The organism is Burkholderia sp. AU18528 (genome assembly GCF_002223215.2).
Lineage (GTDB): Bacteria > Pseudomonadota > Gammaproteobacteria > Burkholderiales > Burkholderiaceae > Burkholderia > Burkholderia semiarida.
Map to the genome: position 1 here is coordinate 882776 of NZ_NKFC02000005.1, position 26286 is coordinate 909061.

General features: G+C 69.7%; 25 protein-coding genes. 8 read left to right on the forward strand and 17 right to left on the reverse strand.

The annotated features are described in order from the left end of the window. Positions 1-2: 2 nt before the first annotated feature. From CFB52_RS15795 to CFB52_RS15810, 4 genes are all read left to right on the forward strand, one after another. A complete protein-coding gene (locus tag CFB52_RS15795; protein ID WP_059583888.1) occupies positions 3-755 on the forward strand; it encodes a molecular chaperone in 753 nt (250 codons plus the stop codon). A 25-nt stretch (positions 756-780) separates the two neighbouring features. Beyond that, positions 781-3084, forward strand: coding sequence for a fimbria/pilus outer membrane usher protein (locus tag CFB52_RS15800; protein ID WP_257220312.1), 2304 nt, complete (start codon positions 781-783; stop codon positions 3082-3084). Then, entirely contained in the window at positions 3081-3614 is a 534-nt protein-coding gene (locus tag CFB52_RS15805; protein WP_226225879.1) for a spore coat U domain-containing protein, read from the forward strand. The genes CFB52_RS15800 and CFB52_RS15805 overlap by 4 nt, the downstream gene beginning before the upstream one ends. A gap of 72 nt (positions 3615-3686) precedes the next feature. Beyond that, positions 3687-4268, forward strand: a complete 582-nt coding sequence (locus CFB52_RS15810) for a hypothetical protein (RefSeq protein ID WP_081066434.1) — start codon at positions 3687-3689, stop codon at positions 4266-4268. A gap of 28 nt (positions 4269-4296) precedes the next feature. On the opposite strand, the gene CFB52_RS15815 is transcribed toward CFB52_RS15810, so the two are convergent. The 13 genes from CFB52_RS15815 to flgB all read right to left on the reverse strand — a co-directional run bounded on the left by CFB52_RS15815 (position 4297) and on the right by flgB (position 17834). Then, positions 4297-5604 (reverse strand): solute carrier family 23 protein, encoded by a 1308-nt coding sequence (locus CFB52_RS15815; protein ID WP_099316893.1) that lies wholly within the window; start codon positions 5602-5604, stop codon positions 4297-4299. 280 nt (positions 5605-5884) lie between these two features. Then, the gene (gene flgL, locus CFB52_RS15820; RefSeq protein ID WP_059583893.1) at positions 5885-7126 is read right to left on the reverse strand and encodes a flagellar hook-associated protein FlgL; all 1242 of its coding nucleotides are present in this window, start codon (positions 7124-7126) and stop codon (positions 5885-5887) included. 23 nt (positions 7127-7149) lie between these two features. Further along, positions 7150-9135, reverse strand: coding sequence for a flagellar hook-associated protein FlgK (flgK, locus tag CFB52_RS15825; protein WP_059583895.1), 1986 nt, complete (start codon positions 9133-9135; stop codon positions 7150-7152). A gap of 194 nt (positions 9136-9329) precedes the next feature. Beyond that, entirely contained in the window at positions 9330-10085 is a 756-nt protein-coding gene (locus CFB52_RS15830) for a flagellar brake protein (protein ID WP_059583897.1), read from the reverse strand. A gap of 216 nt (positions 10086-10301) precedes the next feature. Then, positions 10302-11291 carry a flagellar assembly peptidoglycan hydrolase FlgJ gene (gene flgJ, locus CFB52_RS15840; protein WP_099316894.1) on the reverse strand — a complete coding sequence of 330 codons (990 nt, stop codon included), beginning with the start codon at positions 11289-11291 and terminating at the stop codon, positions 10302-10304. After that, a complete protein-coding gene (locus CFB52_RS15845) occupies positions 11292-12476 on the reverse strand; it encodes a flagellar basal body P-ring protein FlgI (protein WP_099316978.1) in 1185 nt (394 codons plus the stop codon). A 5-nt stretch (positions 12477-12481) separates the two neighbouring features. Beyond that, positions 12482-13171: a flagellar basal body L-ring protein FlgH gene (gene flgH, locus CFB52_RS15850; RefSeq protein WP_059642434.1), complete on the reverse strand. Its 690-nt coding sequence runs from the start codon at positions 13169-13171 to the stop codon at positions 12482-12484. 20 nt (positions 13172-13191) lie between these two features. Beyond that, positions 13192-13980: a flagellar basal-body rod protein FlgG gene (flgG, locus tag CFB52_RS15855; RefSeq protein ID WP_006485706.1), complete on the reverse strand. Its 789-nt coding sequence runs from the start codon at positions 13978-13980 to the stop codon at positions 13192-13194. 34 nt (positions 13981-14014) lie between these two features. Further along, a complete protein-coding gene (flgF, locus tag CFB52_RS15860; RefSeq protein WP_059583901.1) occupies positions 14015-14773 on the reverse strand; it encodes a flagellar basal-body rod protein FlgF in 759 nt (252 codons plus the stop codon). A gap of 19 nt (positions 14774-14792) precedes the next feature. Beyond that, the gene (flgE, locus tag CFB52_RS15865) at positions 14793-16037 is read right to left on the reverse strand and encodes a flagellar hook protein FlgE (RefSeq protein WP_059583903.1); all 1245 of its coding nucleotides are present in this window, start codon (positions 16035-16037) and stop codon (positions 14793-14795) included. A gap of 31 nt (positions 16038-16068) precedes the next feature. Further along, entirely contained in the window at positions 16069-16815 is a 747-nt protein-coding gene (flgD, locus tag CFB52_RS15870) for a flagellar hook assembly protein FlgD (RefSeq protein ID WP_099316895.1), read from the reverse strand. Between the two features lie 58 nt (positions 16816-16873). After that, on the reverse strand, positions 16874-17299 hold the full coding sequence (gene flgC, locus CFB52_RS15875; RefSeq protein WP_006485701.1) for a flagellar basal body rod protein FlgC: 426 nt from the start codon (positions 17297-17299) through the stop codon (positions 16874-16876). A gap of 46 nt (positions 17300-17345) precedes the next feature. Then, positions 17346-17834: a flagellar basal body rod protein FlgB gene (gene flgB / locus CFB52_RS15880; protein WP_059583906.1), complete on the reverse strand. Its 489-nt coding sequence runs from the start codon at positions 17832-17834 to the stop codon at positions 17346-17348. Positions 17835-18038: 204 nt separating this feature from the next. On the opposite strand from flgB, the gene flgA reads away from it, so the two are divergent. From flgA to CFB52_RS15895, 3 genes are all read left to right on the forward strand, one after another. Then, positions 18039-19241, forward strand: coding sequence for a flagellar basal body P-ring formation chaperone FlgA (gene flgA / locus CFB52_RS15885; protein WP_099316896.1), 1203 nt, complete (start codon positions 18039-18041; stop codon positions 19239-19241). 117 nt (positions 19242-19358) lie between these two features. Continuing rightward, positions 19359-19685, forward strand: coding sequence for a flagellar biosynthesis anti-sigma factor FlgM (flgM, locus tag CFB52_RS15890; RefSeq protein WP_099316897.1), 327 nt, complete (start codon positions 19359-19361; stop codon positions 19683-19685). Positions 19686-19764: 79 nt separating this feature from the next. Then, entirely contained in the window at positions 19765-20205 is a 441-nt protein-coding gene (locus tag CFB52_RS15895; RefSeq protein WP_099316898.1) for a flagella synthesis protein FlgN, read from the forward strand. Positions 20206-20268: 63 nt separating this feature from the next. Here the strand turns inward: CFB52_RS15895 and CFB52_RS15900 are convergent, their stop codons facing one another. Next, the gene (locus tag CFB52_RS15900; protein WP_059583913.1) at positions 20269-22119 is read right to left on the reverse strand and encodes a M24 family metallopeptidase; all 1851 of its coding nucleotides are present in this window, start codon (positions 22117-22119) and stop codon (positions 20269-20271) included. A 388-nt stretch (positions 22120-22507) separates the two neighbouring features. Between CFB52_RS15900 and CFB52_RS15905 the strand changes: the two genes are divergently transcribed. Then, a complete protein-coding gene (locus CFB52_RS15905; protein ID WP_099316899.1) occupies positions 22508-23290 on the forward strand; it encodes a helix-turn-helix domain-containing protein in 783 nt (260 codons plus the stop codon). 42 nt (positions 23291-23332) lie between these two features. Here the strand turns inward: CFB52_RS15905 and CFB52_RS15910 are convergent, their stop codons facing one another. From CFB52_RS15910 to CFB52_RS15920, 3 genes are all read right to left on the reverse strand, one after another. Next, positions 23333-24574, reverse strand: a complete 1242-nt coding sequence (locus CFB52_RS15910) for a multifunctional CCA addition/repair protein (RefSeq protein WP_089465230.1) — start codon at positions 24572-24574, stop codon at positions 23333-23335. Beyond that, positions 24574-25218: a glutathione S-transferase family protein gene (locus tag CFB52_RS15915; RefSeq protein WP_059583917.1), complete on the reverse strand. Its 645-nt coding sequence runs from the start codon at positions 25216-25218 to the stop codon at positions 24574-24576. The genes CFB52_RS15910 and CFB52_RS15915 overlap by 1 nt, the downstream gene beginning before the upstream one ends. A gap of 66 nt (positions 25219-25284) precedes the next feature. Further along, positions 25285-26244, reverse strand: coding sequence for a complex I NDUFA9 subunit family protein (locus CFB52_RS15920; protein WP_059583919.1), 960 nt, complete (start codon positions 26242-26244; stop codon positions 25285-25287). Positions 26245-26286: the final 42 nt, after the last annotated feature.

A 26286-nucleotide genomic window follows, 5' to 3' on the forward strand; every position in this document is an offset into this window, starting at 1 on the left:
TGATGAAACCGAACGTGTACAAACTCGCGACCTGGCTCGCGGCCGTGACGCTCGCCGCCGCCTCCGCCGACAGCCGGGCCACCGACTTCACCGTGTCGCCCGTGCGCGTCGAGCTGTCGGCCGCGCAACGCAGCGTCGCGCTGACGGTGCGCAACGAATCGCCCGACCAGCCCGTGATCGTCCAGCTGCGCACCGTCGCGTGGTCGCAAAACGCGGGCGACGACGTCTATGCGTCGACCGGCGACCTGATCGCCGCGCCGCCGATCTTCACGATCGCGCCCGGCAGTGCGCAGGTCGTGCGCGTCGGCCTGCGGCATCCGCCCGCCGCTGACCGCGAAACCAGCTACCGGCTGTATCTGCAGGAGATTCCGCCCGCGCCGAAGCCCGGTTTCACCGGCGTGCAGATCGCGCTGGAAATGAGCCTGCCGATCTTCGTGAAGCCGGCCGTCGACACCGCCCCGCGGCTGCGCTGGAGCGCGGAGCCGCGCCCGGGCGGCTCGGGCACGCTCGCGTTGCGCGTGACCAACGACGGCACCGCGCATGCGCAGGTGGCGAACCTCGCGCTGCTCGCGCCGGGCAGCGATCGCCCCGTCGCCACGCATGCGGAATTCGCGTACGTGCTGCCCGGCCAGTCGCGCGAACTGACGTTCAAGCCCGGCGCCGGAACCGCGCCGGCCGTTGCCTCCGGCATGCACCTGATCGGCTACTCCGATGCGGGCGACATCGATACGACGCTCGCGCCGAACGCGCGCTGACGCGGCGCTGCTGATCGCGATTCTCATGAGCGCGCAGACCCCACACGCACAAGAGCGTCTCGTCGCGGCACCGGCCGCCGCGGCCGCGCAGGCGTCGCATGGCGCGGCGGGCGGCCCGGCCGAGCTGCTGTACCAGGTCGACATCAACCGCCAGGGCCTCGACGAAACCGCGTTGCTGATCAAGGCGGCCGACGGCGCGTTCTACGTGTCGGCCGACGACCTGAAGCGCTGGCGGCTCAGGCGGCCGGACGTCGCGCCGCTGGCCGGCAACGACACGCCGTACTACCCGCTGAACGCGATCGCGGGCCTCACGTACACCGTCGACGAGCAGAATCTGACGATGGCGATCAGCGCTCCGGCCCAGGCATTCGTCGGCGCGACCTTCGACGAGACCGAGCGGCACCGCGCGTCGGCCGTCGAGCCGGGCATCGGCGGCTTCTTCAACTACGACCTGCTTGCCGAACAGGCCGCGGGCCAGACGCACGGCTCCGGACTGTTCGAGCTTGGCTTCTTCAACCGCTTCGGCGTGGGCGTCGGCACGTTTCTCGCGGACGAAGCGGGCCCGACGCGGCGCCTCACGCGCCTCGAAACCACGTGGACGACCGATCGGCCCGGCCATCTCGCGAGCCTGCGCATCGGCGACGCGATCAGCCGGGCGGGGATGTGGGGCCGCGCGGTCCGCTTCGGCGGCATCCAGTACGCGACCAATTTCGCGACGCAGCCGGGGCTCGTCACGATCCCGCTGCAGGGCGTGAGCGGGCAGGCCGTGCTGCCTTCGACGGTCGACGTCTACGTCAACAACGCGCTGACGTCGACGCGCGAGGTCGCCCCCGGCCCGTTCGCGATCAACAACGTGCCGGTGGTGACCGGCCAGGGCGACGTGCGGGTCGTGGTGCGCGACGTGATGGGTCGCGAGCAGGTGATCACGCAATCGTTCTACGCAAGCGCGAATCTGCTGAAGCGGGGGATGCAGGATTTCTCGTACGAGATCGGCAAGGAGCGGCGCGATTTCGGCCTCGCGAGCAACGACTACGGGCGCTGGTTCGCCAGCGCGACGCACCGGATCGGCATGACCGACCGGTTCACCGGCGAGATCCACGCGGAAGCCGAAGCGTCGCGGCAAAACGTCGGCGTCGGCGGCGTGGTGCTGGCCGGGCCGCTCGGCGTCCTCAACGCGGCGGCGGCGGCGAGCCGCAGCGCCGATGGCGCGGGCGCGCTGGCGACGATCGGCGCCGAGAGCCAGGCCGGCCTCGTGGAGATCGGCGCGCACGCGCAATGGGCGACCCCGCATTTCGCGCAGATCGGGCTCGAGCCGGGCAGGCTCGCGCCGAAGCTGCTGACGAGCGTCAACGTCGGCCTCGGGATGGGCCGCTTCGGCTCGCTCGGGCTCGCGCACGTGTTCCTCGACGATCGCGACGGCTACAAGACCCAGTTGCTGTCGCTCAGCTACAGCGCGCAGCTCGGTCGCTTCGGCTTCGCCAACGTCAGCGTCAGCAAGCCGCTGAGCGGCGCTGGCGCGACGATCGTCGGCGTCGCGTGGACGATTCCGGTCGACAACCGCACGAGCGCATCGGTCACGATGACGCACCAGCAGGGCCGCACCGAAATGCTCGCGCAACTGCAGCGCAGCCTGCCGGTCGGCGAAGGTTTCGGCTACGCGCTGCAGGCCGGCAACGATACGCAGGACGCGAGCGCGACGCTGCAGACGCGCACCGGCACCTACAGCGTCGAGGCGGCGGCGTATCGCGGCCGCGCCGGCGTGCGCGCCAACGTCGCGGGCGGCGTCGCGTTCGTCGACGGCACCGCGCGCCTGTCGCGGCAGATCACCGACAGCTTCGCGCTGGTCAAGGTGCCGGGCTTCGCCAACGTCGGCATCCTCGCGGACAACCAGCTCGTCGCGCACACGGACGCGAGCGGCGTCGCGCTGCTGCCGCGGCTGCGCGCGTATGAAAACAACCCGATTTCGATCGAGCAGGCCGACCTGCCGTTCGACGCGACGATCGGCACGCTGAAGCTCGACGCGGTGCCCTACTTCCGCAGCGGCATGGCGCTCGTGTTCCCGATCACGCGCTCGCGCGGCGCGATGCTCACGCTCGATCTTGCGGCCGGCGCGCACCTGCCGGCCGGCGCGATCGTCACGATCGACGGGCAGAAGGACGCGTTTCCAGTCGGCCGCGACGGCGTCGTGTACGTCACCGGACTGTCGGAGCAGAACCGCCTGCATGCGGCGTGGCGCGACCGGCAGTGCGACGTGACCGTGCGCTTTCCCGCCGGTGACGATCCGCTGCCGGACCTCGGCACCCATCTTTGCAAGGGAGTCACACCATGAGACATCGCAAGCATGCCGGGCGGCCGGTCCGGCTCCCGCGCGTTCGCGCGACGGCCGCGACCTCCGCGGCGTCCGCCGCGTTCGCGTTGTTCGCCGCCGGCGCCGCGCTGATGGCCGCGCCGGCCGCGCGCGCGGCGACGACGTGCACGATGACGGCACCGTCGTCGATGGTGTTCGGCACGTACGACACCATCAACGCGGCGACGTCGGCCGTCACCGTCTCGGTGAACTGCACCGGCAGCGGCAACGCGACGCCGACGGTCACGGCGAGCGCGGGCGGCGGCACGTTCGCGAACCGGCTGATGACGCGCACCGGCGACACGCAGACGCTCGGCTACAACCTGTATCTCGACAGCGCGCACACGTCGGTCTGGGGAGACGGCACGAGCGGCACGTCGACGATTTCATGGGGCAAGATCACGGGCGCCGGCGCATTCAGCGCGACCGTGTACGGGCTGATCCGCGGCGGCCAGAACGCCGTGCCGGGCAGCTACGCGGACCACAACATCACGATCCTGTTCAACTACTAGGCGAGCCAACGGCGCGTGCGTCGCGCATGCCGCCATCGACCACCATCACGGACTCGGACAACGGGGGCAGACATGAATCGAACCCAGACAGCGAGCGCCGCCGCAGCGCGGCGCGCCCGCGGACGGACCGGTGCGGCGCCACTCGCGCCATGCGGTGCGGGCCGCGCGCGCGGGCTGCTGGCCGCACTGGCCGCGCTCTCGATCGCGCTCGTCGGCGCGGTGCCCGGCCCGAGCGCCGCGAAGCAGGCCAGCCGCCCGGTGCAGGTCGGGGCAACGGTCCAGGCGTATGCGCGGCTGAACGCGACCCATCCGGCGAAGCTCGTGATCGCGAACAAGGACACGAGCATCGGCTACCTGGCCGTGCCGAACGCGAACAACCCGTCGGGGACGACCCTCGCGGTCCAGACCAACGACCGGGCCGGTTATACGGTGCGCGTACAGGTTGCCGCCGCGAGCCTGTCGCAGTTCAGTTCGATCGAGATCAGCGGCTTCGGCGGCAAGGTGGTGCTGCCGGGAACGGGCGGCACGATCAACGTGCCGTATACGGCGCTGAACACGACGTTTACGCTGACCTATCGGTTCGTGTTCGCGCCGAAGGCGAAGGACGGAACCTTTGCGTGGCCACTCACGTTTTCGGTGCAGCCGAATCCGTGATGGCCGATGCGCCGGCCTCCCCCGCGCCTCACACCACCGGCCCCGGCTCCTTCTCCTTGCGCAGGATCGCGTACAGGATGATCGCGCCGAACGTCGCGGTGCCGATCCCGCCGAGCCCGAAGCCGCCGATCTTCAGCGAGAAGTCGCCGGCGCCGAGCACCAGCGTGACGGCCGCGACGATCAGGTTGCGGTTGTCGGAGAAGTCGACCTTGTTGACGACCCAGATCCGCGCGCCCGTCACCGCGATCAGCCCGAACACCACGATCGACACGCCGCCGAGCACGGGGCCCGGGATCGTCTGGATCACCGCACCGAACTTCGGCGAGAAGCCGAGCCCGATCGCGATCAGCGCGGCAACCGCGAACACCAGCGTCGAATAGATCCGCGTGACGGCCATCACGCCGATGTTCTCCGCGTAGGTGGTCACGCCCGTGCCGCCGACGCTGCCCGACACGATCGTCGCGAGCCCGTCGCCGATGAACGCGCGGCCGACGTAGCGGTCGAGGTTGGTGCCCGTCATCGCGCTGACGGCCTTGATGTGGCCGAGGTTCTCCGCGACCAGGATCACCGCGATCGGCGCGAGCATCAGCATCGCGTGCGGATCGAACACCGGCGCGCGAAAGCCCGGCACGCCGAACCACGCGGCCTGCGCGACGATCGCGAAATCGATCGGCTTGCCGAGGCCCATCCCGTTGGTCGCGATCGCGTAGATCACGTAGGCGATCACGAGCCCGACGAGGATCAGCAGGCGCTGCACCGTCCCGCGCGCGAACACCGCGACGCCGCCGACGCACAGCACCGTGACGAGCGCCATCACCGAGTCGAAGGTCGAGCCCGACACGCCCTTGACCGCGATCGGCGCGAGGTTCAGCCCGATCACCGCGACCACCGCGCCGGTCACGACGGGCGGCATCAGCGTCTCGATCCAGCGCGTGCCGATCGCCTGCACGAGCGCGCCGAGCGCCACGTACACGACGCCGCACGCGACGATCCCGCCGAGCGCGACCGGAATGTTCGGGTTCGGGCCGCTGCCGCCGTAGCCGGTCACCGCGATCACGAGGCCGATGAACGCGAAGCTCGAGCCGAGGTAGCTCGGCACGCGCCCGCCGACCAGCACGAAGAACAGCAGCGTGCCGATGCCCGACATGAAGATGCACAGGTTCGGGTCGAAGCCCATCAGCAGCGGCGCGAGCACGGTCGAACCGAACATCGCGACGACGTGCTGCACGCCCATCGCGACCATCTGCGGCCACGCGAGGCGTTCGTCGGGGCCGACCACGCGCGAGGCCGCGCCGGTCGGTTGGACCCGCCAGCGCGGGAAGTAGGAATCGGACATGGGGAAAGCGCTCCTGTCGGTCGTCGGTCGCCGGCCGCCAGGGATGCGCCGGTCTGGAATCTGGCGCGAGTTTACGGAGCGGAAATGGGGCTGGCAAGCGAACCGGCAGGCGGGGCCGGCAAGCGGAACGGCCAGGTGCCGGAGCGACAAGTCGCGCAAGAGAACCGGTGCGCGAGCGCGCGGCCCGGTGAAGCGCCCGTCCGCGCCCGACGCGCGGGGCGGCGGCGCGCGCCGGCCGCGAAGCAAGCATGCGCTCACATCGCAGCCGGCGCCGCGTACGTCACGGATTGATGTACTGGAACAGCGACATGTTCTGCAACTGCACGTAGGCCTTCTGTGCGCCGGTCAGCGCGTTCTGCACCTGCAGGTACTGGCTGATCGTCGTCACCATGTTGGTGCTCGTCAGATCCGACAGGTTGCTGCTCGTCTGCAGCGCCGCGGACTGGTTGACGGCCTGCATCGCCTTGACTTCCTGCTCGCGGCCGCCGACCGACGCCTGGATCGTCGTGACGTTGCGCATCGTGTTGCCGAGCTTGGTCGAGCCCGTCATCAGCGCATTCGTCAGCGCGGCGCTCGCCACCGGGTTGCCGGTCACGGGCTTGTTCAGCGCCGAAATCATCGCGTCGAGTGTCGAGAATATGTCGGCGCCGCCGCTCGCCTGCGGCGCCGGGTCGACCGCGAACGTGTCGCCGACGGCCGGCGTGCCCGACACCGCCACCGTCATGCCGTTGCCGAGCGAGATCGCCGAGCCGGCCGAATAGGCCTGCGCCGGCGTGGTGCTCGGCGGGCTGACCGAGTTGTCGGTCACCGTGTAGGTCGGCGCGGCGGGCGTGCCGCCGAACGTGATCGCGAACTGATGGCCGTTCGTCGCGGCCGCCGGGTTCGTCACGGCCACCGTGCCGATCGTGGCGGTGCCCGCATTGGCGGCGCCCGCCGACGGCACGGGCGTGCTGCCGATCGCCGGCACCGACATGAAGACGGCCGCCCCCGTGTCGCTCTGCGACACGGTGCTCGAATCGGCGATCTGCACGTCGCGCGTGCCGGTGTCGCCGACATACGCCACGCTGCCGTTCGGCGCGGCCTTGAACGGCGGCGCGGAATTGTTCGTGCCGGCGAACAGGTAGGTGCCGGCGCCGTCGTTGGTGTTCGCGAGCGTCAGCAACTGGTCGCGGTAGCCCTGCAGCTGCGTCGCCAGCGCCGCCCGGTTGCTGTCGGACAGCGAGCCGTCGCCCGCCCGCACGAGCAGCGTCTGCGCGCTCGTGAGCACGCCGCTCACGTTCTGCAGCGCCTGGTCCTCGGCCTGCAGCGACGCGAGCGCCGTGGTCTGGTTGGTCGCGTACTGCGACAGCGTCGCCGACGTCATCGACAACTGCACGGCCTGCGCCGCACCGACCGGATTGTCCGCCGCCGTCTGCAGGCTCACGCCGCTCGCGATCTGCTGGTACAGCTGCGCAAGCTGGGCCTGCTGGTCGTTCATCTGCGTGACGTTCAGCTGGAAATACTGGGCGCTGGAGATCCGCATCGTTTCTATCCTCTCGAATCCGGTCAGTTGAACAGGCCAAGGACGGTCTGGAACAGCGTCGCCGCCGTCTGAATCACCTTCGCGTTCGCCTGGTAAAGCTGCTGGTACTGCATCAGGTTGGCCGCTTCCTCGTTCTGGTTCACGCCCGACACCGACTGCTGTGCCTGCGTGATCTGACCGACCAGCGCGGTCTGCGCGGTGCTCGACGATTTGAGCTGCGTCGCCGTGTTGCCGATGCCGTTGACGTAGGTCGCGTACGCGCCCGTGAGGGTCGTCGTGCCGCCGCCGAGCGCCTTCGCATTGACGAGTTGCGACAGCGCCCGTGCGTTGGAGCCGTCGCTGGTGCCGCCGGCGTACGGCCCGATCGTGAACGAATCGCCGGTCGCCGGCGCGCCGGACAGCGACACGCTCACGCCGTTGAGTGCGCCCGCGGCCGTCCCCGACATCGTCATCGTCGCGCCGGACGCCGGGTCGTACGGGACGGTGTCCGTCGGATTCACGATGGTCACCGTCGTCGGCGGCGTCGTTCCGACCGTCACCGTCGTGCCGACCGGGAAGCCCGTCAGCGTCTTTGCCGTCGCGTCGAAGGTCAGCTTGGTCGTCGGCACCTGATAGCCCGAGGTCACGCCGCCCAGCGTGATCTTGCCCGTGCCCGTGTTGGTGCTCGCCGCCGACGTGACGGCCGGCGACGCGGCCGCGATCGCCGAGAAGCTCGTCGTCGCAAGGCCGAAGCCGTTCAGCGCGCCGCGCGTCGGCAGCACGGTGAACTTGTCGCCCGGCTGCATCTGCGTGCCGGTCGCGGCCGAGAAGTTCAGCCCGCCGAGCGAAACCGGCATCGGGCCCGCCTTCTGGTCGACCACCGCGCCGCTCGCGCGGTCGGTCAGCGTGTAATTCGCGCCGTCGAACGAGAGCGTATAGTCGCTCGTCGTCGGCCGCGACGCGTTCGCGAACGACACCGACAGCGACGCGTTGCCGGTATTCCCCTGGGTCGCGTACACGGTCGGCGACGGCACGTTGAACAGGTTGCCGCCCGGATTGCCCGACAGGTCGATGCCGAGCGCGTTCTGCGCGTTGACCTGCGCGGCGAAGCTGGTCGCGATCGCGCCGAGCTGCGCCTGCGCGGGGTCGAGTGTCTGGCTGCGGAATGCGAGCAGGCCGCCGAGCGTGCCGCCCGACAGCGACGAATCGGGCAACGCCTGGTTCGGCCCCTGCGGGTTCGCGCCGGCGATGCCCTGCGACACGACGGTCAGCTCGCTCGGATCCGACGGCGACGAGACGGTCGCGAGCTGGTAGCTCTTGTCGGCGACGACGAGCGGCTGGCCGCCCGCGAGGAACAAGCTGTAGCCGCCCTCGTTGCGCACGACCTGGACGCCGGCGAGGCTCGACAGGTTCGACACGGCGAGGTCGCGCTGGTCCATCAGCTGGTTCGGCGGCTGGCCCTGGCTGCTCGCCGCCGAGATCTGCTGGTTCAGCTCGGCGATCTGAGCGGTGTACGTGTTGATCTGCGACACCGTGCTGGTGAGCTGGGTGTTCACGCTCTGGCGCAGCGCGTCGTACTGCTGGCCGGCCGCGTTGATCTGGTTGGCCAGCGTCTGCGCGTTGCTGATCGCGGTTTGCCGCACGGACGGGTCGGACGCGTTGTTCGCGACGTTCTGCAGGCCGGTGAAGTAGCTCGTGATCGCGGTCGAGATGCCGGCCGTCGGGCTGCCGATGTAGTTGTTCAGCTGCGCGACGAGCGTGTACCAGGTCGACAGCGCGCTGCCCTGCGTCTGCGCGGTGTTCAGCTGGTCGCTCAGGTACTGGCTGTACTGCCGCTGCACGGTGACGGTGTTCACGCCTTGCGGCATGTAGCCGCTGCCCGTGTACTGGCCGCTCGCTTCGGCATACACGGGCCGCTCGACCGAATAGCCGGGCGTCGCGGCGTTGCTGATGTTGTTGCCGGTCGTCGTGAGGCCCCAGAGCGCGGCATTCAGGCCGCTGACGCCGAGGTTCATGAGTGTGTTGGACATGCGCGATCCTGATGAGCCGGCCGCGAGTTGCGGCCGCCGGGTTGCGTGACTCCCGGTATAACGGCCGCGGATCGAAAAAATTGAGGAAAAAATGCACGCGCGGCGCACGAGCGTGCGTCGCCGTCGGAAGCGGCCGGCACGAGGCGCCGGCGGCGCCGCGCGGGCCGCCTGTGGGGGCCGCCCGCTGGGGCGCGTCAGGCCCGCGCGAGCGAGCGGCGCTTCATTTCGAGCTGCGTGATCAGCCGCTGCAGCGTGTTCTCCGCGCTGCCCGGCAGCGACATGTAGCGGAAGCCGAGCTGGTAGCGCCGCGCCCCGTTCGGCATCTGCGTCGAACGCTGCGACACGAGCTGCAGGTCGAGCGACAGCTTGCCGTGGCCCGTCAGCTCGAGCTCGACGTCCGGCAGCAGCGTGCCGACCTCGAGCGCCTCGACGCGCTCGTCGGCCGTGCGCAGCCCCACGCCGCCGAGCGACAGGTTGTGCACCTCGAACAGGAAGCTTTCGCCGTCCGGCAGCTTGCCGCGGCACAGGAACGGATCGACGATCGGCGCGTCGACGCGGAAATATTCGCGGCGCTGGATGCAGACCAGCACGTCGGGGAAATCGGCGACGAACGCGGGCAGCCCCTCGTAGCGCGTCTCGCGCGGCGTGCCCGTGGTGAATTCGACGCGCACGCCCTCCGGCGCGGCCGCGAACGTGCAGTGCGACGCGCCCAGGATGCCGGCGTTCTGCTCCGACAACGCGCCCCAGTCGAACGTGAACGTCCGCGCGCCGACGTCGACCTCGAGCAAACGCGTGACGAGCTGGCCGCCCGGGTACTGGACGGTCAGGAAATCGCCGCGATTCACCAGGTTGCGCAGCTGCACGCCGATTTCCAGCGGATTGCGGCGGGCATAGTCGGGCCCGGAGTGGCCTGCATCCAGGCTGGGGTCCGTCGACGTTTCGATATTCATGGCTAGCCGGTCTTTCTTGTCATGGGCGCCCGGGGCAACCGGTGCGCAATAAAACCGGGCCAGAACGGGGGCCCGGTCGCAGGTCTCTCACACTTAGCGGCAGTGCTGACCGAAAGTTTAGATCGAAACGGCCATTTATTTGTCGCAAACGTTGAAACCGCGCGCGGCAAGGTGCCGGGCGCGGTCCGAAGGGGCCAATCGGTGGCGGGCGGGCCGTCAGCCGATCTGCTGCATGATCGAGATCAGCTTCTTCGCGTAATTCGGGTCGGTCGCGTAGCCGGCCTTCTGCATCCCGTGCGCGAAGCCTTCGACGCTGCGGCTCGCGCTGAGCACGCCCGCGTAGCGCGGGTTGTTCTTCAGCAGGTTCGCGTAGTCGGTCATCGCGTGCTCGTACGAGTCGTACGCGCGGAACTTCGCGACCACGCGGCGCGGCGTGCCGTTCACGTATTCGGTGGTCAGCGCCGACACGGTGCGGCCGGTCCAGCCCTTGTTCGCCTTGATGCCGAACACGTTGTAGCTGGTCGAGCCGTCCGTCGCGCGGATCTCGCGCTTGCCCCAGCCCGATTCGAGCGCGGCCTGGCCGACGATGAACCGCGCCGGGATGCCGGTCGTCGCGCTGGCCGCCTGCGCGGGGCCCGCGAGCCGGTCGACGAACGCGTCCGCGTCGCGCACGCCGCTCGCGCCCTTGAGCGGCGGCGTCAGCGCGCTGCCGGCCGAATAGCCGCGCGCGCCGGCAAGGCCGCCGTTGTTCGCCGCGTTCGCATAGGCCTTCGCCATCGCGTTCATCGCGGCGAGGCCGCCTTCGTTGCCGGCCGTGCCGAGGCCGCCCACGCCCATGCCGCCCATGCCGCCCGCGCCAACGTCCGCCGCGGCGCCGCCGGCGCCGACGCCCGCGTTGCGCAGCAACTGCTTCATCAGCGCGTCGGCCACGCCGATCCCGCGCGTCGACATCTGCTGCGCGAGCTGCTGGTCGAGCATCGACGTGTACATCTTCGACGTGTGCGAATCGAGCAAGCCGCCGTCGGGCGTTGCGTCGCGCATGCTCTTGAGCATCATCTGCGTGAACATCGCGTCGAACTGGCCGGCGACGGCCTTCGCGCCGGCCTGCGGCGACTGCTTCGCCTGCGCGCGCAGCGCATCGAAACCCTGCACGTCGAGCGCGAAGCGCTGCGTGAGGTCGTTTGCGTTGGGGAGCGTGGCTGCCATTTAGATCACCTCCAGGTCGGCGCGCAGCGCGCCGGCCGCCTTCATCGCCTGCAGGATCGACATCAGGTCCGCGGGCGTCGCGCCGAGCGTGTTCAGCGCCTTCACGACGTCGGCGAGATTCGCGCCGGCCGTCACCATCTTCAGCGCGCCGTTGTCCTGCTTCAACTGGATCTGCGACTGCTGCGCGACCACCGTCTGCCCGTTCGAGAACGGCCCCGGCTGCGACACCACCGGCTGCGTGTTGACGACCACCGACAGGTTGCCGTGCGCGACCGCGCAGCTTTGCAGCGTGACCATCTGGTTCATCACGATCGAGCCGGTGCGCGCGTTCAGGATCACCTTGGCCGCGGCCTTGTCCGGGCTCACGTCGAGGTTCTGCAGCCGCGCCATGAACGCGACCTGCTGCGCCGAATCGGCCGGCGCCGCGAGCTGGATCGTGCGGCCGTCGAGCGCCGTCGCGGTGCCCGGGCCGAAACTGGCGTTGACCGCGGACACGATGCGCTGCGCGGTGCCGTAATCCATGTCGTTCAGTTGCAGTTGCAGCACGCCGTTCATCTGCGCGACCGCGTTCGGCACCGCGCGCTCGACGATCGCGCCGCCGACGATCCGGCCGGCCGCGAGCTGGTTCACCTGCACGCGGCTGCCGTTCGCGCTGGCGCCCGCGCCGCCGACCGCCATGTTGCCCTGCGCGAGCGCGTAGACCTGGCCGTCCGCGCCTTTCAGCGGCGTGAGCAGCAGCGTGCCGCCGCGCAGGCTCTTCGCGTTGCCGAGCGACGACACGGTGACGTCGAGCGCCTCGCCGGGCCGCGCGAACGGCGGCAGCGTGGCCGTCACCATCACGGCCGCGACGTTCTTCAGCTGCATGTTGTTCAGCGACGACGGGCCGCCGTTGGCCGAACCGTTGTTGATCGAGATGCCGAGGTTCGCGAGCATGTTCGCGAGCGTCTGCGTCGTGAACGGCGTCTGCATCGTCTGGTCGCCCGTGCCGTCGAGGCCGACGACGAGGCCATAGCCGATCAGCGGGTTGTCGCGCACGCCCTGGATCTGCGCGAGATCCTTCAGGCGTTCCGCGTGCGCGGGCGCGGCGCCGAGCATGCACGCGGCAGCCACCGCCGCGAACGCGACGGCGAGCCGCGCGGCCGTGTGCGCGCGGGCCGACAGGCGGCTGAACAGGGTCGTTCGCATCGTCATCACCACGGCGCGATGTTGAGGAAGAAGCGCTGCAGCCAGCCCATCGTCTCGGCTTCGTTGATGTAGCCCTTCGACGAATATTCGATCTTCGCGTCGGCGACCTGCGTCGAATAGACGGAGTTCGCGCCCGAGATCGTGTTCGGGTTGACGACCCCCGAGAAGCGCACGAATTCGTTGCCCTGGTTGATCAGCATCTGCTTTTCGCCGCTCACCACGAGGTTGCCGTTCGGCAGCACGCCCGTGACGGTCACCGTGATCGTGCCGTTGAACGTGTTCGCCGCGCTCGCGCCGCCGGTGGCCGCGAACTTGTTCGCGCCGGCCGCCGACAGGTTCGCCTTCGCGAACAGCCCGCCGAGGAAGCCGGCCGTCGGCACGTTGAAATCGGTGTTGCCCTGCCGGTTCGTGTTCGCGCCCGACGACTTGGTCGCGTTGATGTTCTCCGCGATCATGATCGTCAGGATGTCGCCGACGTTGCGCGGGCGCTGATCCTCGAACAGCGGCCGCCCCGCGAAGCCGGGGTTGTAGATCGAGCCGGGCGCCTGCATCGACATCGGCATCGGCGGCTGCGCCGTCATCGGCTGCTGGATGATCGGGTCGCGCGGAATCTGCGCGCAACCGGCGAGCGCCGCCACCGCGACCGCGCACGCGGCGCGGACGGTGGCTGACGAGGGGAGGCGAACCTGCTTCATGGCGACGACGGGACTTCCGGTTAGCTCTTCATCTGCGTGACGGTCTGCAGCATCTGGTCGGACGTCGTCACGGCCTTGCTGTTGATCTCGTAGGCACGCTGCGTCTGGATCATGTTGACGAGTTCCTGCACGACGTTCACGTTCGACGCCTCGACGTAGCCCTGGTTGAGCACGCCCGCGCCGTTCAGCCCCGGCTGCGACACGTTCGGCGCGCCCGACGACGTCGTTTCCGCGAACAGGTTCTCGCCCTTCGCCTCGAGGCCGGCCGGGTTGATGAAGGTCGCGATCTGCAGCGAGCCGATCTGCACCGCGTTGCTCGAGCCCGGCTGCGTGACCGACACGACGCCGTCCTTGCCGATCGTCAGCGACTGCGCGTTCTGCGGCACGGTGATCGCCGGCAGCACCTGGTAGCCGCTCGACGTGACGAGCTGGCCCTGCGCGTTGGTCTGGAACGAGCCGTCGCGCGTGTACGCGTTGGTGCCGTCCGGCATCAGCACCTGGAAGAAGCCCGCGCCGTTGATCGCGACGTCCTTCGAGTTGCCGGTCTGCGTGAGGCCGCCTTGCGTGTACAGGCGCTCGGTCGCGACCTGCTGCACGCCGGTGCCGAGCTGCAGGCCCGACGGCAGCTCGGTCTGCTGCGTCGAATTCGCGCCGGGCTGGCGGATGGTCTGGTACAGCAGATCCTCGAACACCGCGCGCGACGCCTTGAAGCCGTTCGTGCTGGTGTTCGCGAGGTTGTTCGAGATCACGTCCATCTGCGCCTGCTGCGCATTCATGCCGGTGGCGGCGATGTAGAGCGAACGGTTCATTTGAATCTTCTCCTGATAGCGAGGGCCGTGCCGCTCAGCTGAAATTGAGCAGCTGGTTCGCCGTCTGCTCGTTCTGGTCGGCCGTCTGGATCAGCTTCGACTGAAGCTGGAACGCGCGCGCGTTGTCGATCATCGCGACCATCGCGGTCACCGGGTTCACGTTGCTGCCTTCGAGCGAATTCGGCGTGACGACCACGTTCGGGTCGACGTCGGCCGGATTGCCGTCGGCGGTGCGGAACAGCCCGTCGTTGCCGCGCGTGAGCGTGGCCGGGTCGGGATTGACGAGCTTCATCTGGTCGACGATCGCGACGGCGGTGGGCGGGTCGCCCGGCATCAGCGCGGACACCGTGCCGTCCTTGCCGATCGTCACTTCCGCGTTCGGCGGCACCGAGATCGGGCCGCCGTTGCCGATCACCGGCAGGTTGCTCGCGTTCACGAGCTGGCCGTTCTCGTCGACGTGCAGGTTGCCGGCGCGCGTGTACGCCTCGCTGCCGTCGGCCGTCTGCACCGACAGCCAGCCGGCGCCCTGCACGGCCACGTCGAGCGGGTTGCCGGTGCGCGTGATCGGACCCGGCGCGTAATCGGCGCCGGGCGTGGACGCCAGCACGTAGGTGCGCGTCGTCGTCGGGTCGATGTTGCTGCCGTCGCCGAAATTCATCGGCACCGCGCGATACGTCGCGAGCTGCGCGCGAAAGCCCGTCGTCGACGCGTTCGCGAGGTTGTTCGCGACCACCGCCTGCTGGTCGAGCGACTGCGACGCGCCCGTCATCGCCGTATAGATCAGTCGGTCCATGGCTGCCGGTTATCCGCGCTTACAGGTTGATGAGCGTCTGGTCGACGGTCTGCTGCGTCTTGATCGTCTGCGCGTTCGCCTGGTAGTTGCGCTGCGCGGTGATCAGGTTGACGAGCTGCGCCGTCAGATCGACGTTCGAGTTCTCGAGCGCGCTGCCCTGCAGCGTGCCGTGGTTCGTGCTGCCCGGCGCCGACACCTGCGGCACGCCCGACGCCGACGATTCGGCGTACTGGTTGCCGCCGAGGTTCACCAGCCCGTTCGGGTTGTTGAAGTTCGCGATCGCGATCTGGCCCAGCACGGCGGTCTGGCCGTTCGAGTAGTTGCCGGTCAGCTTGCCGTCGGCGCCGATCGTGTAGGTCGTCAGCGTGCCGCTCGCGTAGCCGTCCTGCGCGAGGTTGTTCACGCCGTTCTTGCCGCCGTACTGCGTCGTGCCGGTCAGGTTGAGCGTCAGTTGTTGCGGCGTCGTGGAGCCGTCGGTGGTCGGCACCGTGAAGTCGAACTGGCCGAGCGACGTGGTCGGCGTGGTCGAGCCCGGCAGCGTCGTGCTCTTGATCGCGCCCGACGAATCGAAGGTGATCGTGCCGAGGTCGGTCGGGGTCGCGGCGCCCTGCACGTTCGCATACGCTTCCCACGTGCCGGCCGCCGACTTCACGAAGTACATGTTCACCGCTTGCGAGCCGCCGAGCGAGTCGTACACCTGGATCGACGTCGAATAGTTGTACGTCGTATTGTCGTTCGGGTCGAACGGCGTCTTGGCCGGCACCTTGTCCTGCGAGTTCAGGTTGAACTGGCCGGTGATCTTGGTCGTCGCGGTCGGCGCGATGTTGCTGGTCGGCGCCTGCAGCGGCACGGTCTGCGCGGTGTTGATCACGCCGCCGCCGTTGGCCGCGTAGCCCATCAGGTTACGGCCCTGCGAGTCGATGATGAAGCCGTTCTTGTCGCGCTGGAACGTGCCGTCGCGCGAGTACGTCGTCACGCCGTTGTTCGACATCTGGAAGAAGCCGTTGCCGTTGATCGCGACGTCGAGCGACGAGTTCGTCGTGTTGATCGTGCCCTGCCCGAAGTTCTGCTGCACCGCGTTCAGCGACGTGCCGATGCCGATCTGCGTGTTGACCGACGTCGCGACCGAGTTCGCGTACATGTCGGCGAATTGCGCGGTGCTCGACTTGAAGCCGACCGTGTTCGCGTTCGCGATGTTGTTGCCGATCACGTCGAGCGCGTTCGATGCGCCGGCGAGGCCGCTCAGACCCTGTTGATAACCCATTTCGGTCTCCGTTAGGAAAAAGCTCGATCAATCAGTTGGTGGTGGTGTCGCCGGACGAGGACGACTTCGTGTTCGGGAAGATCGACGCAACCTGGGTGAGTCCCACCGTCGTGCCGTTCGACAGCACGAGCCCCGCGGTGCCGTCCGCCTGCTTGATCACGCTCTGCACCGTCGCGGCCGCGAGCACGGTCGGCGCATACGTCTTGCCGTCGCTGCCCGTGTACTGCGCGCTCACGGTGTAGGTGCCGTCGGGCAGCGCGTTGCCGGCCGCGTCCGTCGGCGTCCAGTTGAACGGCACGGTGCCGGCCGCCTGCTTGCCCGCGTCGATCGTGTTGACCACGGCGCCCGTCTTGTCCTTCACGGTGATCGTCAGGTTCGACACGTCGTTCGCGAGCGACACGCCGAACGGCGACGCCGCGCCGCTCTTCACGCCGACGCTGTTGCCCGGCGCGAGCACGTTGGTGCCGATCAGCAGCGCGGCCTGCGTCTGCTGGCCGGCCGCGAGCTGCGACGACAGCGACGTGAGCGACGTGTTCAACTGCGCGATGCCGCTCACCGTGTTGATCTGCGCGAGCTGCGACGTCATCTGCGAACTGTCGACGGGGCTCGTCGGATCCTGGTTCTGCAACTGCGTGACGAGCAGCTTCAGGAACGTCGCCTGCAGGTCGCTCGCCGACGTGCCGTTGGTCGACGACACTTTGTTGGTGTTCATCGTGTCGGTCGGCAGCGTCGACACGTTGGTGCCGTTGCTGCCGATCGTCGTGTTGGAGGAAGTCATCCTGGGTGGCCTTCTGTCGGAACTGTCGGTGTCGGGTCGGTCGGGTCGGCGGCGCGGCTTACGAGCCGATCGTCAGCGTCTTGAGCATCAGCGTCTTCGCGGTGTTCAGCGTCTCGACGTTGGCCTGGTACGAGCGCGACGCCGAGATCATGTTCACCATCTCCTGCACCGGATCGACGTTCGGCATCTGCACGTAGCCGTTCGCGTCGGCGGCCGGGTTCGCCGGGTCGTAGGTCGATTTCATCGGCGACGGATCGTCCATCACCTTCGTCACGCGCACGCCGCCCACGCCCTGGCCGGACGCGGTGCGCGCGCCGCCCATCGGGTCGGTCGCGAACACGACCTGCTTGGCCTTGTACGGCTTGCCGTCGGGGCCGGTCGCGCTGTCGGCGTTCGCGAGGTTCGACGCGGTCACGTTCAGGCGCTGCGATTGCGCGGACAGCGCCGAACCGGCGACGCCGAAGATGTTCATCAACGAAGGCATGGAGGCTCCTTGTGCTTGGGTCCGGGTCCGGATTCGGAAGCGGCGCTTACGAGTTCGTCGAGATCGCGGCGATCATCGCCTTGATCTGCTGGGTCATCACGGTCATCCCGGTTTCGTAGTGCAGCGCGTTGTTCGCGAACTGCACGCGCTCGACGTCGAGATCGACCGTGTTGCCGTCGAGCGACGGCTGCAGCGGCATCCGGTATTGCGCGCGGCCGTAGTCGTCCGACGGGCCGCCGGTCGGAATCAGCTTCGCGGTGCCGGCCATGTGGCCCGGCGCCGTCGACACCATCGACATGCCGCTCGTCACGCCGGCCGGCTGCGCCATCGGCAGTGGCGCGGCGTTGCTCGGCGCGAGGCCGCCGCCCGTCTGCTTCAGCGAGCGCGCGAGCGTCGACGCGAAATCGACGTCGCGGGCCTGGTAGCCGGGCGTGTCGGCGTTCGCGATGTTCGACGACAGCAGTTCCTGCCGGTAGGCGCGCACGTCGAGCGCCTGTCGGCCGAACGCGAATTCCGCATCGAGTTTGTCCAGCATGTGTGCGTCTCTCCGTATGAAGCGCTGCACGCCCCTCGCGCCGGATGGCGGCCCGAGCGGCTTTTTTCCATGACAGCGATGGTAGGCGCGGCACGCAACCGGCAATCGGGCGAATAACGCGGCAAAGGCCCCCTCTATTCATCGTTTGCGCGACGCTCGCGCTCCCTAGAATGCGAAGCGGATCAACGGATCGAGGACACGGCGATGACGGGCGGCGCACTTCGCGACAGGAACGGGCGGCTCACGCACGTCCGGCGTGCATTCGCGCTCGCCGCGGCGCTGTGGATCGCCGCGCCCGCCGTGCACGCGGACGACGGGATGATCGTGATTCCCGGACGCGGCGAGACGGCCGAAACCGCGCTCGCGCACGCCAACGCGGCGAGCGGCGGGCAGTTCGGCGCGAATGCGGGCGCCGCTTCCGCTTCGGGCGCGCAGCGCGCGGCCGGCGGAGCGAGCGCCGCGACCGGCGCCGGCTACGCGGCGCAACCGGCCGGCCAGATGGTCGTGACGAGCGTGCCGCCGCCGGCCGCCGCGCCGGCTCTCGCGCCGGTCCCCGTCTACGCAGCCGTCCGCGCGAACGCCGGGTACGGCACGCCGCCGCGTGCGGCGGACCCGGCCGCCATCGCGACGGTCGTCGCCGGCACGGCCGAGCCGGCATCGAATGCCGCGCGGCCGGCGCCGCAACCGGCAGCATCGGCCCGCCTCGCGGCGGCGCCGCGCACGGCGGCCGCCGCCGCCAACCCTGCCCCGGCTGCCGCCGTGTCCCCGCCCGCGACGCCGCCCGGCCAGCAAGATCCCGAAACGATCCGGCGCGCGGCCCTCGCGTTCCTGCAGCAGCAGATCGCCGGCCTGCCCGGCAAGACCACCGCGACGGTCACGACCGCCTTTCCGCGCGGGCTCGCCGCGTGCACGACGCTCGAACCGTTCCTGCCGACCGGCGCGCGCCTGTGGGGCCGCACGACGGTCGGCGTGCGCTGCGCGGGCGAACGGCCGTGGACGGTCTACCTGCAGGCGAAGGTCGCCGTGCAGGCTACCTATTACGTCGCCGCGCGCCAGATCGCGCCCGGCGAGCCGCTCTCCGCGGCCGATCTCGTCGCGCGCGACGGCGACCTGACGGTGCTGCCGCTCGCGGTGATCACCGATCCGGCGCAGGCGATCGGCGCGACCGCGCTCGCGCGCATCTCGGCCGGGCTGCCGCTGCGGCAGGACATGCTGAAGAGCGCGGCGTCGGTGTCGGCCGGCCAGACGGTGCGGGTCGTCGCGGCCGGCCCCGGCTTCACGATTTCGGCCGAGGGCAGCGCGCTCGCGAATGCGGCGCCCGGCCAGTCGGTGCGGGTGCGGATGGCGGCGGGCCAGATCGTCACGGCGATCGTCAAGGACGCCGGCACCGTGGAAATTCCGCTGTAGGGACGGATCGGCCGCAAAAATGTAAAGAATTGTTTATTCGGAGCCTGTCGGGCTCGCGATGCTAAAGTTCGGGCCGACCCGGCCGTTATCTGGGTCAAACCGTACAGGAAACCCATCGTGAAGATCGATTCCACTCCGAAACCGAGCCCCCTCGCGCCGACCGGCAACGGCGCGGCCCGTGCGCCGTCCGGCACGGACCAGCCGTCCGCACCGGCAGCCGACGCAGGATCGACCGGCGGCGACGCGACCGTGAACCTGTCGGGTCTGTCCGGCCAGTTGCGTTCGGTGTCCGCATCGGGCGACGCCGATATCGACGCGGGCCTGGTCCAGTCGATCAAGGACGCGCTGAACAACGGCACGCTGACGATCGACGCGAACAAGATTGCCGACGGCGTATTGAACACCGCCCGCGAACTGCTGCAGCAGCAGCGTCCGGGCAGCTAATCCCCGGCCTCGTGGCCGGGTCACCCCGGTTTGCCGGCGCGCGCAGCACTGCGCGCACCGGCGTGACGAGCATGACGCGATGAGAGAAGAGCTGCTGGCCACGGTCAACGACGAACACGCGACGGTCGAGGCGTTCGCGTCCCTGCTCGTCTACGAGGAAAAGGCGCTGACGACGGCCGAGCCGCTCGAGATGCTGCCGGGGATCGTCGAGAAGAAAAGCGCGCTGATCGACCGGCTCGCGCAGCTCGAACGCACGCGCGACACGCAGCTTTCCGCGCTCGGCTTTCCGGCCGGCAAGAAAGGCATGGACCAGGCGGCCGAGCGCGATGCGCGCCTCGCGAGCCGCTGGCAACTGCTGCAGCAGGCCGCCGAACGCGCGCGCCAGGCCAATGCGAACAACGGGATGCTGATCCGGATCCGGATGGACTACAACGAGCGCGCGCTCGCGGTGCTGCGCTCGGCGCCCACGCCGGCCGGCGTGTACGGCCCCGACGGGCGCGTGTCGGCGCTCACGCGCTGACCGGCCGACGCCGCGTCGCGCCGCGCGGCCGCCCCGCGGCCGCGCTCCCTGCTTTCCCCTTCGTTACAACAGCGGACACGCGGTGACCTGCGTGCCGCGTTCCACGCACAGCCGCTCGTAGTCGCGCAGGTACGCGCGCTCGGCGTCGTCCAGCAGATCGAGATCGATCAGGTCCCAGTCGTAGCCGACCGTCACGATGTTCTCGAACGTCACCGTGCCCGGCTGCGCGTCGTCCGGCCGCACGATCACGATGTTCTCGATCCGCACGCCGCCCTTGCCCGGCAGATAGATGCCCGGCTCGACCGAAATCACCGCGTTCGGCACCAGCCCGTAGGTCGCGCCCGGCGCGAACCGCACGCCGCCCTCGTGCACGTGGATCCCGACGCCGTGGCCGGTGCCGTGGCCGAAATCGTGGCCATGATCGCGGCACACCTGGCGCACCAGCGCATCGACGTCGCCGCCCGTCGCCGTGGCCGGAAAGCGCGCGACGAGCCCCTTGATGCAGGCCTTCAGCGCAACCGTGTAGATCTCGCGCTGCCACGGCTGCGCGACCGTCTCCGGCCGCGTGCGGCGCAGCACGACGCGCGTGCAGTCCGTCGCGAAGCCGGCTTCGTAGTACGCGCCGCTGTCGAGCAGCACGAGCTCGCCCTCGGTCAGCTCGACGTCGGTGCTCGCTGCCGTGTAATGCGCGAACGCGCTGTTCGCGCCGTTCGCCGCGATCGACGGGAACGACAGCGCGACCGCCGAACGGGCGCCGTACGCGTCGTTGATCCTGCGCGCGAGGTCGTACTCGGTGTGGCGCACGCCCGGCTCGCCGGTCTTCGCCCAGCGCATCGTCTCGGCGATCGCCGTGGAGCTGCGCGCGAACGCGTCGCGGAAGCGCTCGAGCACCGCCGGCGTCTTGCTTGCCCGCATCGCCTCGACCGGGTTGAAATCGGCATGCCGCGCGTGCGGCCACACGCGCTTCACCGCGTCGACGAGCGCGCAGTTCACCGATTCGAAGCCGTAGCACACGTGCTCGACCGCGAACCGGGCCAGAAACCGTTCGAGCGCCGCGACGTCGCGCCGGATCACGTGCAGCGCCGGATACGAATCGAGCGCGACCTCGCAGCGGTCGCAGCCTTCCGGCAAGAACAGCGCCACCTGGCCGCCGATCGCGAACAGGAAGCCGAGGTGCGACGACGCATTCGGGATGTGATAGCCGCGGCTGTTCAGCAGATACGCGAGATCGTCCGACGCGCAGGTGAAGAACGCCGTCCTGCCGTCGGCCGCGCCGGTATGCGCGGCGAGCCGGCGGTTCAGCGCGTCGAGGTTCTGCGCGACGCTCGCGCCGGTCATCGCGGCCGGAATCTCGAAGATCGGCCGCTCGACGTTCCAGCCCGGCAGCGCGATCGCGCGATCGATCTCGCGATCGGCGAGGCTCGCCCAGTCGAGCGACGCGGCCCGTGTCTGCTCGAACAGCCGGTCGCGCTGCGCGACGCTGATCCGCCGCGCGTCGTAGCCGACCCGCGCGAGCCGGCTCGCGTGCGCGAGCAGCCAGTCGGCCATCGCCTGCCAGATCGTCACGTCGATGCCGAGCTTCTCGACGCGCACGCGCGCCGGATCGCACTGCTCGTCGGCCTGGAAGTGATAGCGGCCGTCGACGAACAGCACGAACGGCGGCAGATCGAGCGCCTGCGCGGTCGCCGCGCTCAGGAAGATTCCGCAGCCGGCCGACCCGTCGAAACCGGACACCGCGTAGCGCGGGTTGTTGCCGCGCGGCAGGTATTCGGTCACGTATTCGTCCTGCGACGTGATCACCACCGCGTCGAGCCGCGCGGCATCGAGCAGGCGCGACAGGCCGGCCTGCGTGTCGGCGACGGACGCGTCGTACGGGGGAAGGCCGGAGAAGCTGTATTTCAGTCGATCGATCATCGGATGCCCGTTATGCGTTGTTGTCGGCGGCCGGAAGCATGTCGCGGCGTCGCACCTGCCTGACACGACACGTCGCCGCGGTTCAGGTCACGCACGGCACGACGCGCGGCCGCGGCCGCGCCGCCGTTCAGGCGGCAGGCCCTCGGTAAAATTTTTGTCTCACTTAACTTTGTTTGATGCGCGACAGAATCTAGAGCACGCTGAAATCGAGGTCAAGCCAAAATTTTCGTAGGACTAAAATCGGCGCCCTGCCCGCGGATCCCGGCACAACGCCAATTCGGCCGGCGACGCCGCGCGGTACAATGCGCCGGCCCAGCCGCCGCCCCGCCCCGGCGGCCGCTTAGCCCCTTCGCCCGCGTCCCGACTCGTTGCCACACGAAAGAGATTCATGGATTCAGACCTCATGCGTATCGGCCAGCGCATTCGCCGCCTGCGCCGGGAAGCGAAGAAGACGCTGCTGGAAGTCGCGTCCGAAGCGAAACTGTCGGTGGGGTTCCTGTCGCAGGTCGAACGTCATCTGACGGGCATCTCGCTGTCGTCGCTCGTCAACGTCGCGAAGGCGCTGGGCGTGCCGCTCGGCGCGCTGATCGACCAGCCGCGCCAGGCGCAGCCCGATTCGCACGAGGGCAGCCGCCGGCCGTACGCGCTCGACGCCGCGTCGCAGTGGTACGAGCGGCTGTCCACCACGTTCGACGGCAGCCAGATCAACGCGCTCAAGGTGCAGATGCTGGAAGGCTACCGGTCCGAATGGGTCGCGCACGGCGGCGACGAATTCGTGTACGTGCTGGCCGGCCGCGTCTGCTACACGGTCGGCAAGAAGCATTACCCGCTGACGGCCGGCGACTCGCTGCACTTCGACGCGCGCAAGCGCCATCGCGTGGCCAACGTCGGCGACGGGCCGGCCGAGCTGATCACCGTCAGCACGCTGCCGCTGTTCGACGACAGCGGTGCGGAATGCGTGCCCGCGACGACGGATATCGGGCAGCCGGCCGCTGGCGCGCCGCGCGTGCGCCGCCGCGCGCCGGCGCCCGAACGGAATGGCCGCGACGCCGCCGCGGCACGGCCGTCGAGGGCCGGCGCAGCCGAAAGGAAGGGGACGGCGAAGGCGCGCGCCGCCGCCGCCGGCAAACGCCCGGCGGCCGCGACCCCGGCACGCAGGAAGAAACCGTAACGGCCGACGGGCGCGCACGCCCTGCGCGCTGTTCCGCGCCGCCTACTCGCCGATCGCGAGCGCCTGCGCGACAGCCTGGATCCGCGCGCGGTGCACGGCATCCTTGATCTTCTCCGTGTCGCTGCCGATGCCGCGCGCGATCGCGCCGGCATCGACGCTGCGCGCCGCCGCGAGCGCGACGCGCAGCCGCTCGGCCTGCGGGTACGGCTGCGCCTCGAGCCCGAGCCGGCCGCGCGCATCCGATTCGCAAGCCTGCAGCAGCTCGGCGAAGCGCGCCGGCTTGCGCAGCGCGTCGCTGCGCTCGAAGAGCCGCACCAGCGCGGCCGCGCCCATTTCCATCACGCGATGCAGGTTGCCGTGCTCGCGCGCGACCACCAGCGCGAGATCGCGGCATTCGTTCGGCACGCGCAGCCGCTCGCACAACGGCTTGAGCAGTTCGACGCTGCGGCCTTCGTGGCCGACGTGGCGCGGCAGCACGTCCGCGGGCGTCGTTCCCTTGCCGAGATCGTGCGTGAGCGCCGCGAAGCGCACCGCCAGCGAATAGCCCTGCTTCGCCGCGTAGTCGACCACCATCATCACGTGCACGCCGGTATCGACTTCCGGGTGGTAATCGGCGCGCTGCGGCACGCCCCACAGCGCGTCGACCTCGGGCAGGATGCGTGCGAGCGCGCCGCAGTCGCGCAGCACCGCGAACATCCGCGACGGCTTCGCCTCCATCAGCCCGCGCGCGATTTCCTGCCATACGCGCTCGGGCACGAGCGCATCGACCTCGCCCGCGTCGACCATGCGCCGCATCAGCGCGAGCGTTTCGTCCGCGACCGTGAAATCCGCGAACCGCGCGGCAAAGCGCGCGATGCGCAGGATCCGCACCGGATCCTCGACGAACGCGTCGCTCACGTGCCGGAACACGCGCGCGCGCAGGTCGGCCTGCCCGTCGAACGGGTCGATCACCGGGCCCACCAGCGCGCCATCCGGGCTCACCTCGCGCGCCATCGCGTTGATCGTCAGGTCGCGCCGCGCGAGATCCTCGTCGAGCGTCACGTCCGGCGCGTAATGGAACTGGAAGCCGTGATAGCCGGCCGCCGTCTTGCGCTCGGTGCGCGCCAGCGCGTATTCCTCCTGCGTCCGCGGATGCAGGAACACCGGGAAATCCTTGCCGACCGGCCGGAAGCCCTGCGCGGTCATCTGCTCGGGCGTCGCGCCGACCACCACGTAGTCGCGGTCCTGCACCGGCACGCCGAGCAATTCGTCGCGGATCGCTCCGCCTACTGCGTAGATGTTCATCACTGGGGCTCGTATTCGGCGATCACGTTGGTTTCGCGGCGCGCGCCGTCGATCCACTGCCGCACCGCCGGCAGCGCCGTCACGCGCGCCGCATAGCCGGCGGCTTCCGGCGACAGCGCCGGCGCGTACGTGTTGAAGCGCATCACGACGGGCGCGTACATCGCGTCGGCAATGCCGAATTCGCCGAACAGGAACGGCCCGCCCGACGCCTCGATGCATTCGCTCCACAGCGCGTCGATGCGCGCGACGTCGGCGAGCGCTTCCGGTGTCGCGCCGCGCCCCGGCATCGACGCGCGGATGCTCATGCCCATCTGCGTGCGCAGCGCCGCGAAGCCCGAATGCATCTCGGCGGATATGCAGCGCGCATGCGCGCGCGCGAGCGGGTCGGCCGGCCACATCGGGAATTGCGGATAGCGCTCGGCGAGCGTCTCGGCGATCGCGAGCGAATCCCAGATCGCCGAGCCGTGATCGTCGACGAGGCACGGCACCTTGCCGGTCGGCGAGTATTCGCGGATGCGCGCGGCCGTGTCGTCGCGACGCAGCTCGACCACGATCTCGTCGAACGGGATGCCGAAATGCACGAGCAGCAGCCACGGCCGCATCGACCACGACGAGTAGTTCTTGTCTCCAATGACGAGCTTCATGACGGGGTTCCCGAAAACGCGAAAAAGGAAGAGAAAGGGGCCGGCCGACGTCGCCCGGCGCGCGGGTTAACGACGCGAGCGGAACCAGTCGAACCGCGAGCGTTTCGTCGCTTCGCCGAGATACGCGGGCGCGATGCTTTCGAGACTCGCGGGCGAGAGCCCGAGTTCCGGCGCGAGCGGCCCCGACAGCACGTTCGGCACCGACATCGTCGCGAGATTGTCGCGCGTGAGCACCGGCTCGCCCGGCAGGCATTCGAACACGCTTGCCTGCAGCCGCGCAAGCGCGTCGGGCAACCGCACGATGCGTGCCTGCCGGCCGACCAGCGTGCCGCAGTAGCGCACCAGTTGCTCGAGCGTGTAGACGGTCGGGCCGCCGAGCTCGTAGGTCTTGCCGTGCGCGCCCGCGAGATCGAGCGTGTTGACGAACGCGCGCACGACGTCGCCGACGAACACCGGCTGGAAGCGCGCGTCGGGCATCGCGAGCGGCAGCACGGGCACCGTGCGCTGCAGGGTCGCGAACGTATTGAGGAAGGCGTCGCCCGGGCCGAACACGACCGACGGACGGAAGATCGTCAGCGCGAGCGAATCGGTGGCCGCGATCGCATGCAGCGCGGCTTCGCCGTCGCCCTTCGAGCGCTGGTACATGCTCGCGCCGTGGGAATCGGCGCCGAGCGCGCTCATGTGCAGCAGACGCCGCACGCCGGCCTCGGTGCAGGCCGTCGCGAGCGCGGCCGGCAGCGCGACGTGCGCGCGCTCGAAGCCCGGCCCGTACGGCGTGCCGCGCCCGCCGTGCAGCACGCCGACCAGGTTGATCGCCGCGTGCGCGCCGGCGACGAAGCGCGCGAGCGTGCGCGTGTCGAGCGCGTCGAGCTCGACGATGTCGACCGGCAGCATCTGCAGGTGACGCGCGTGGTCGCGCCGCCGCGTGCCGATCCGCACGTGCTTGCCGGCGTCGATCAGCGCATTGACGAGCCGGCTGCCGATGAAGCCGGTGCCGCCCAGCAGCGCGACGGTCTGGCGATCCATGATGTGGGCCTCGAAAGAACACTGCCGCGTCTCGCGCGGCAG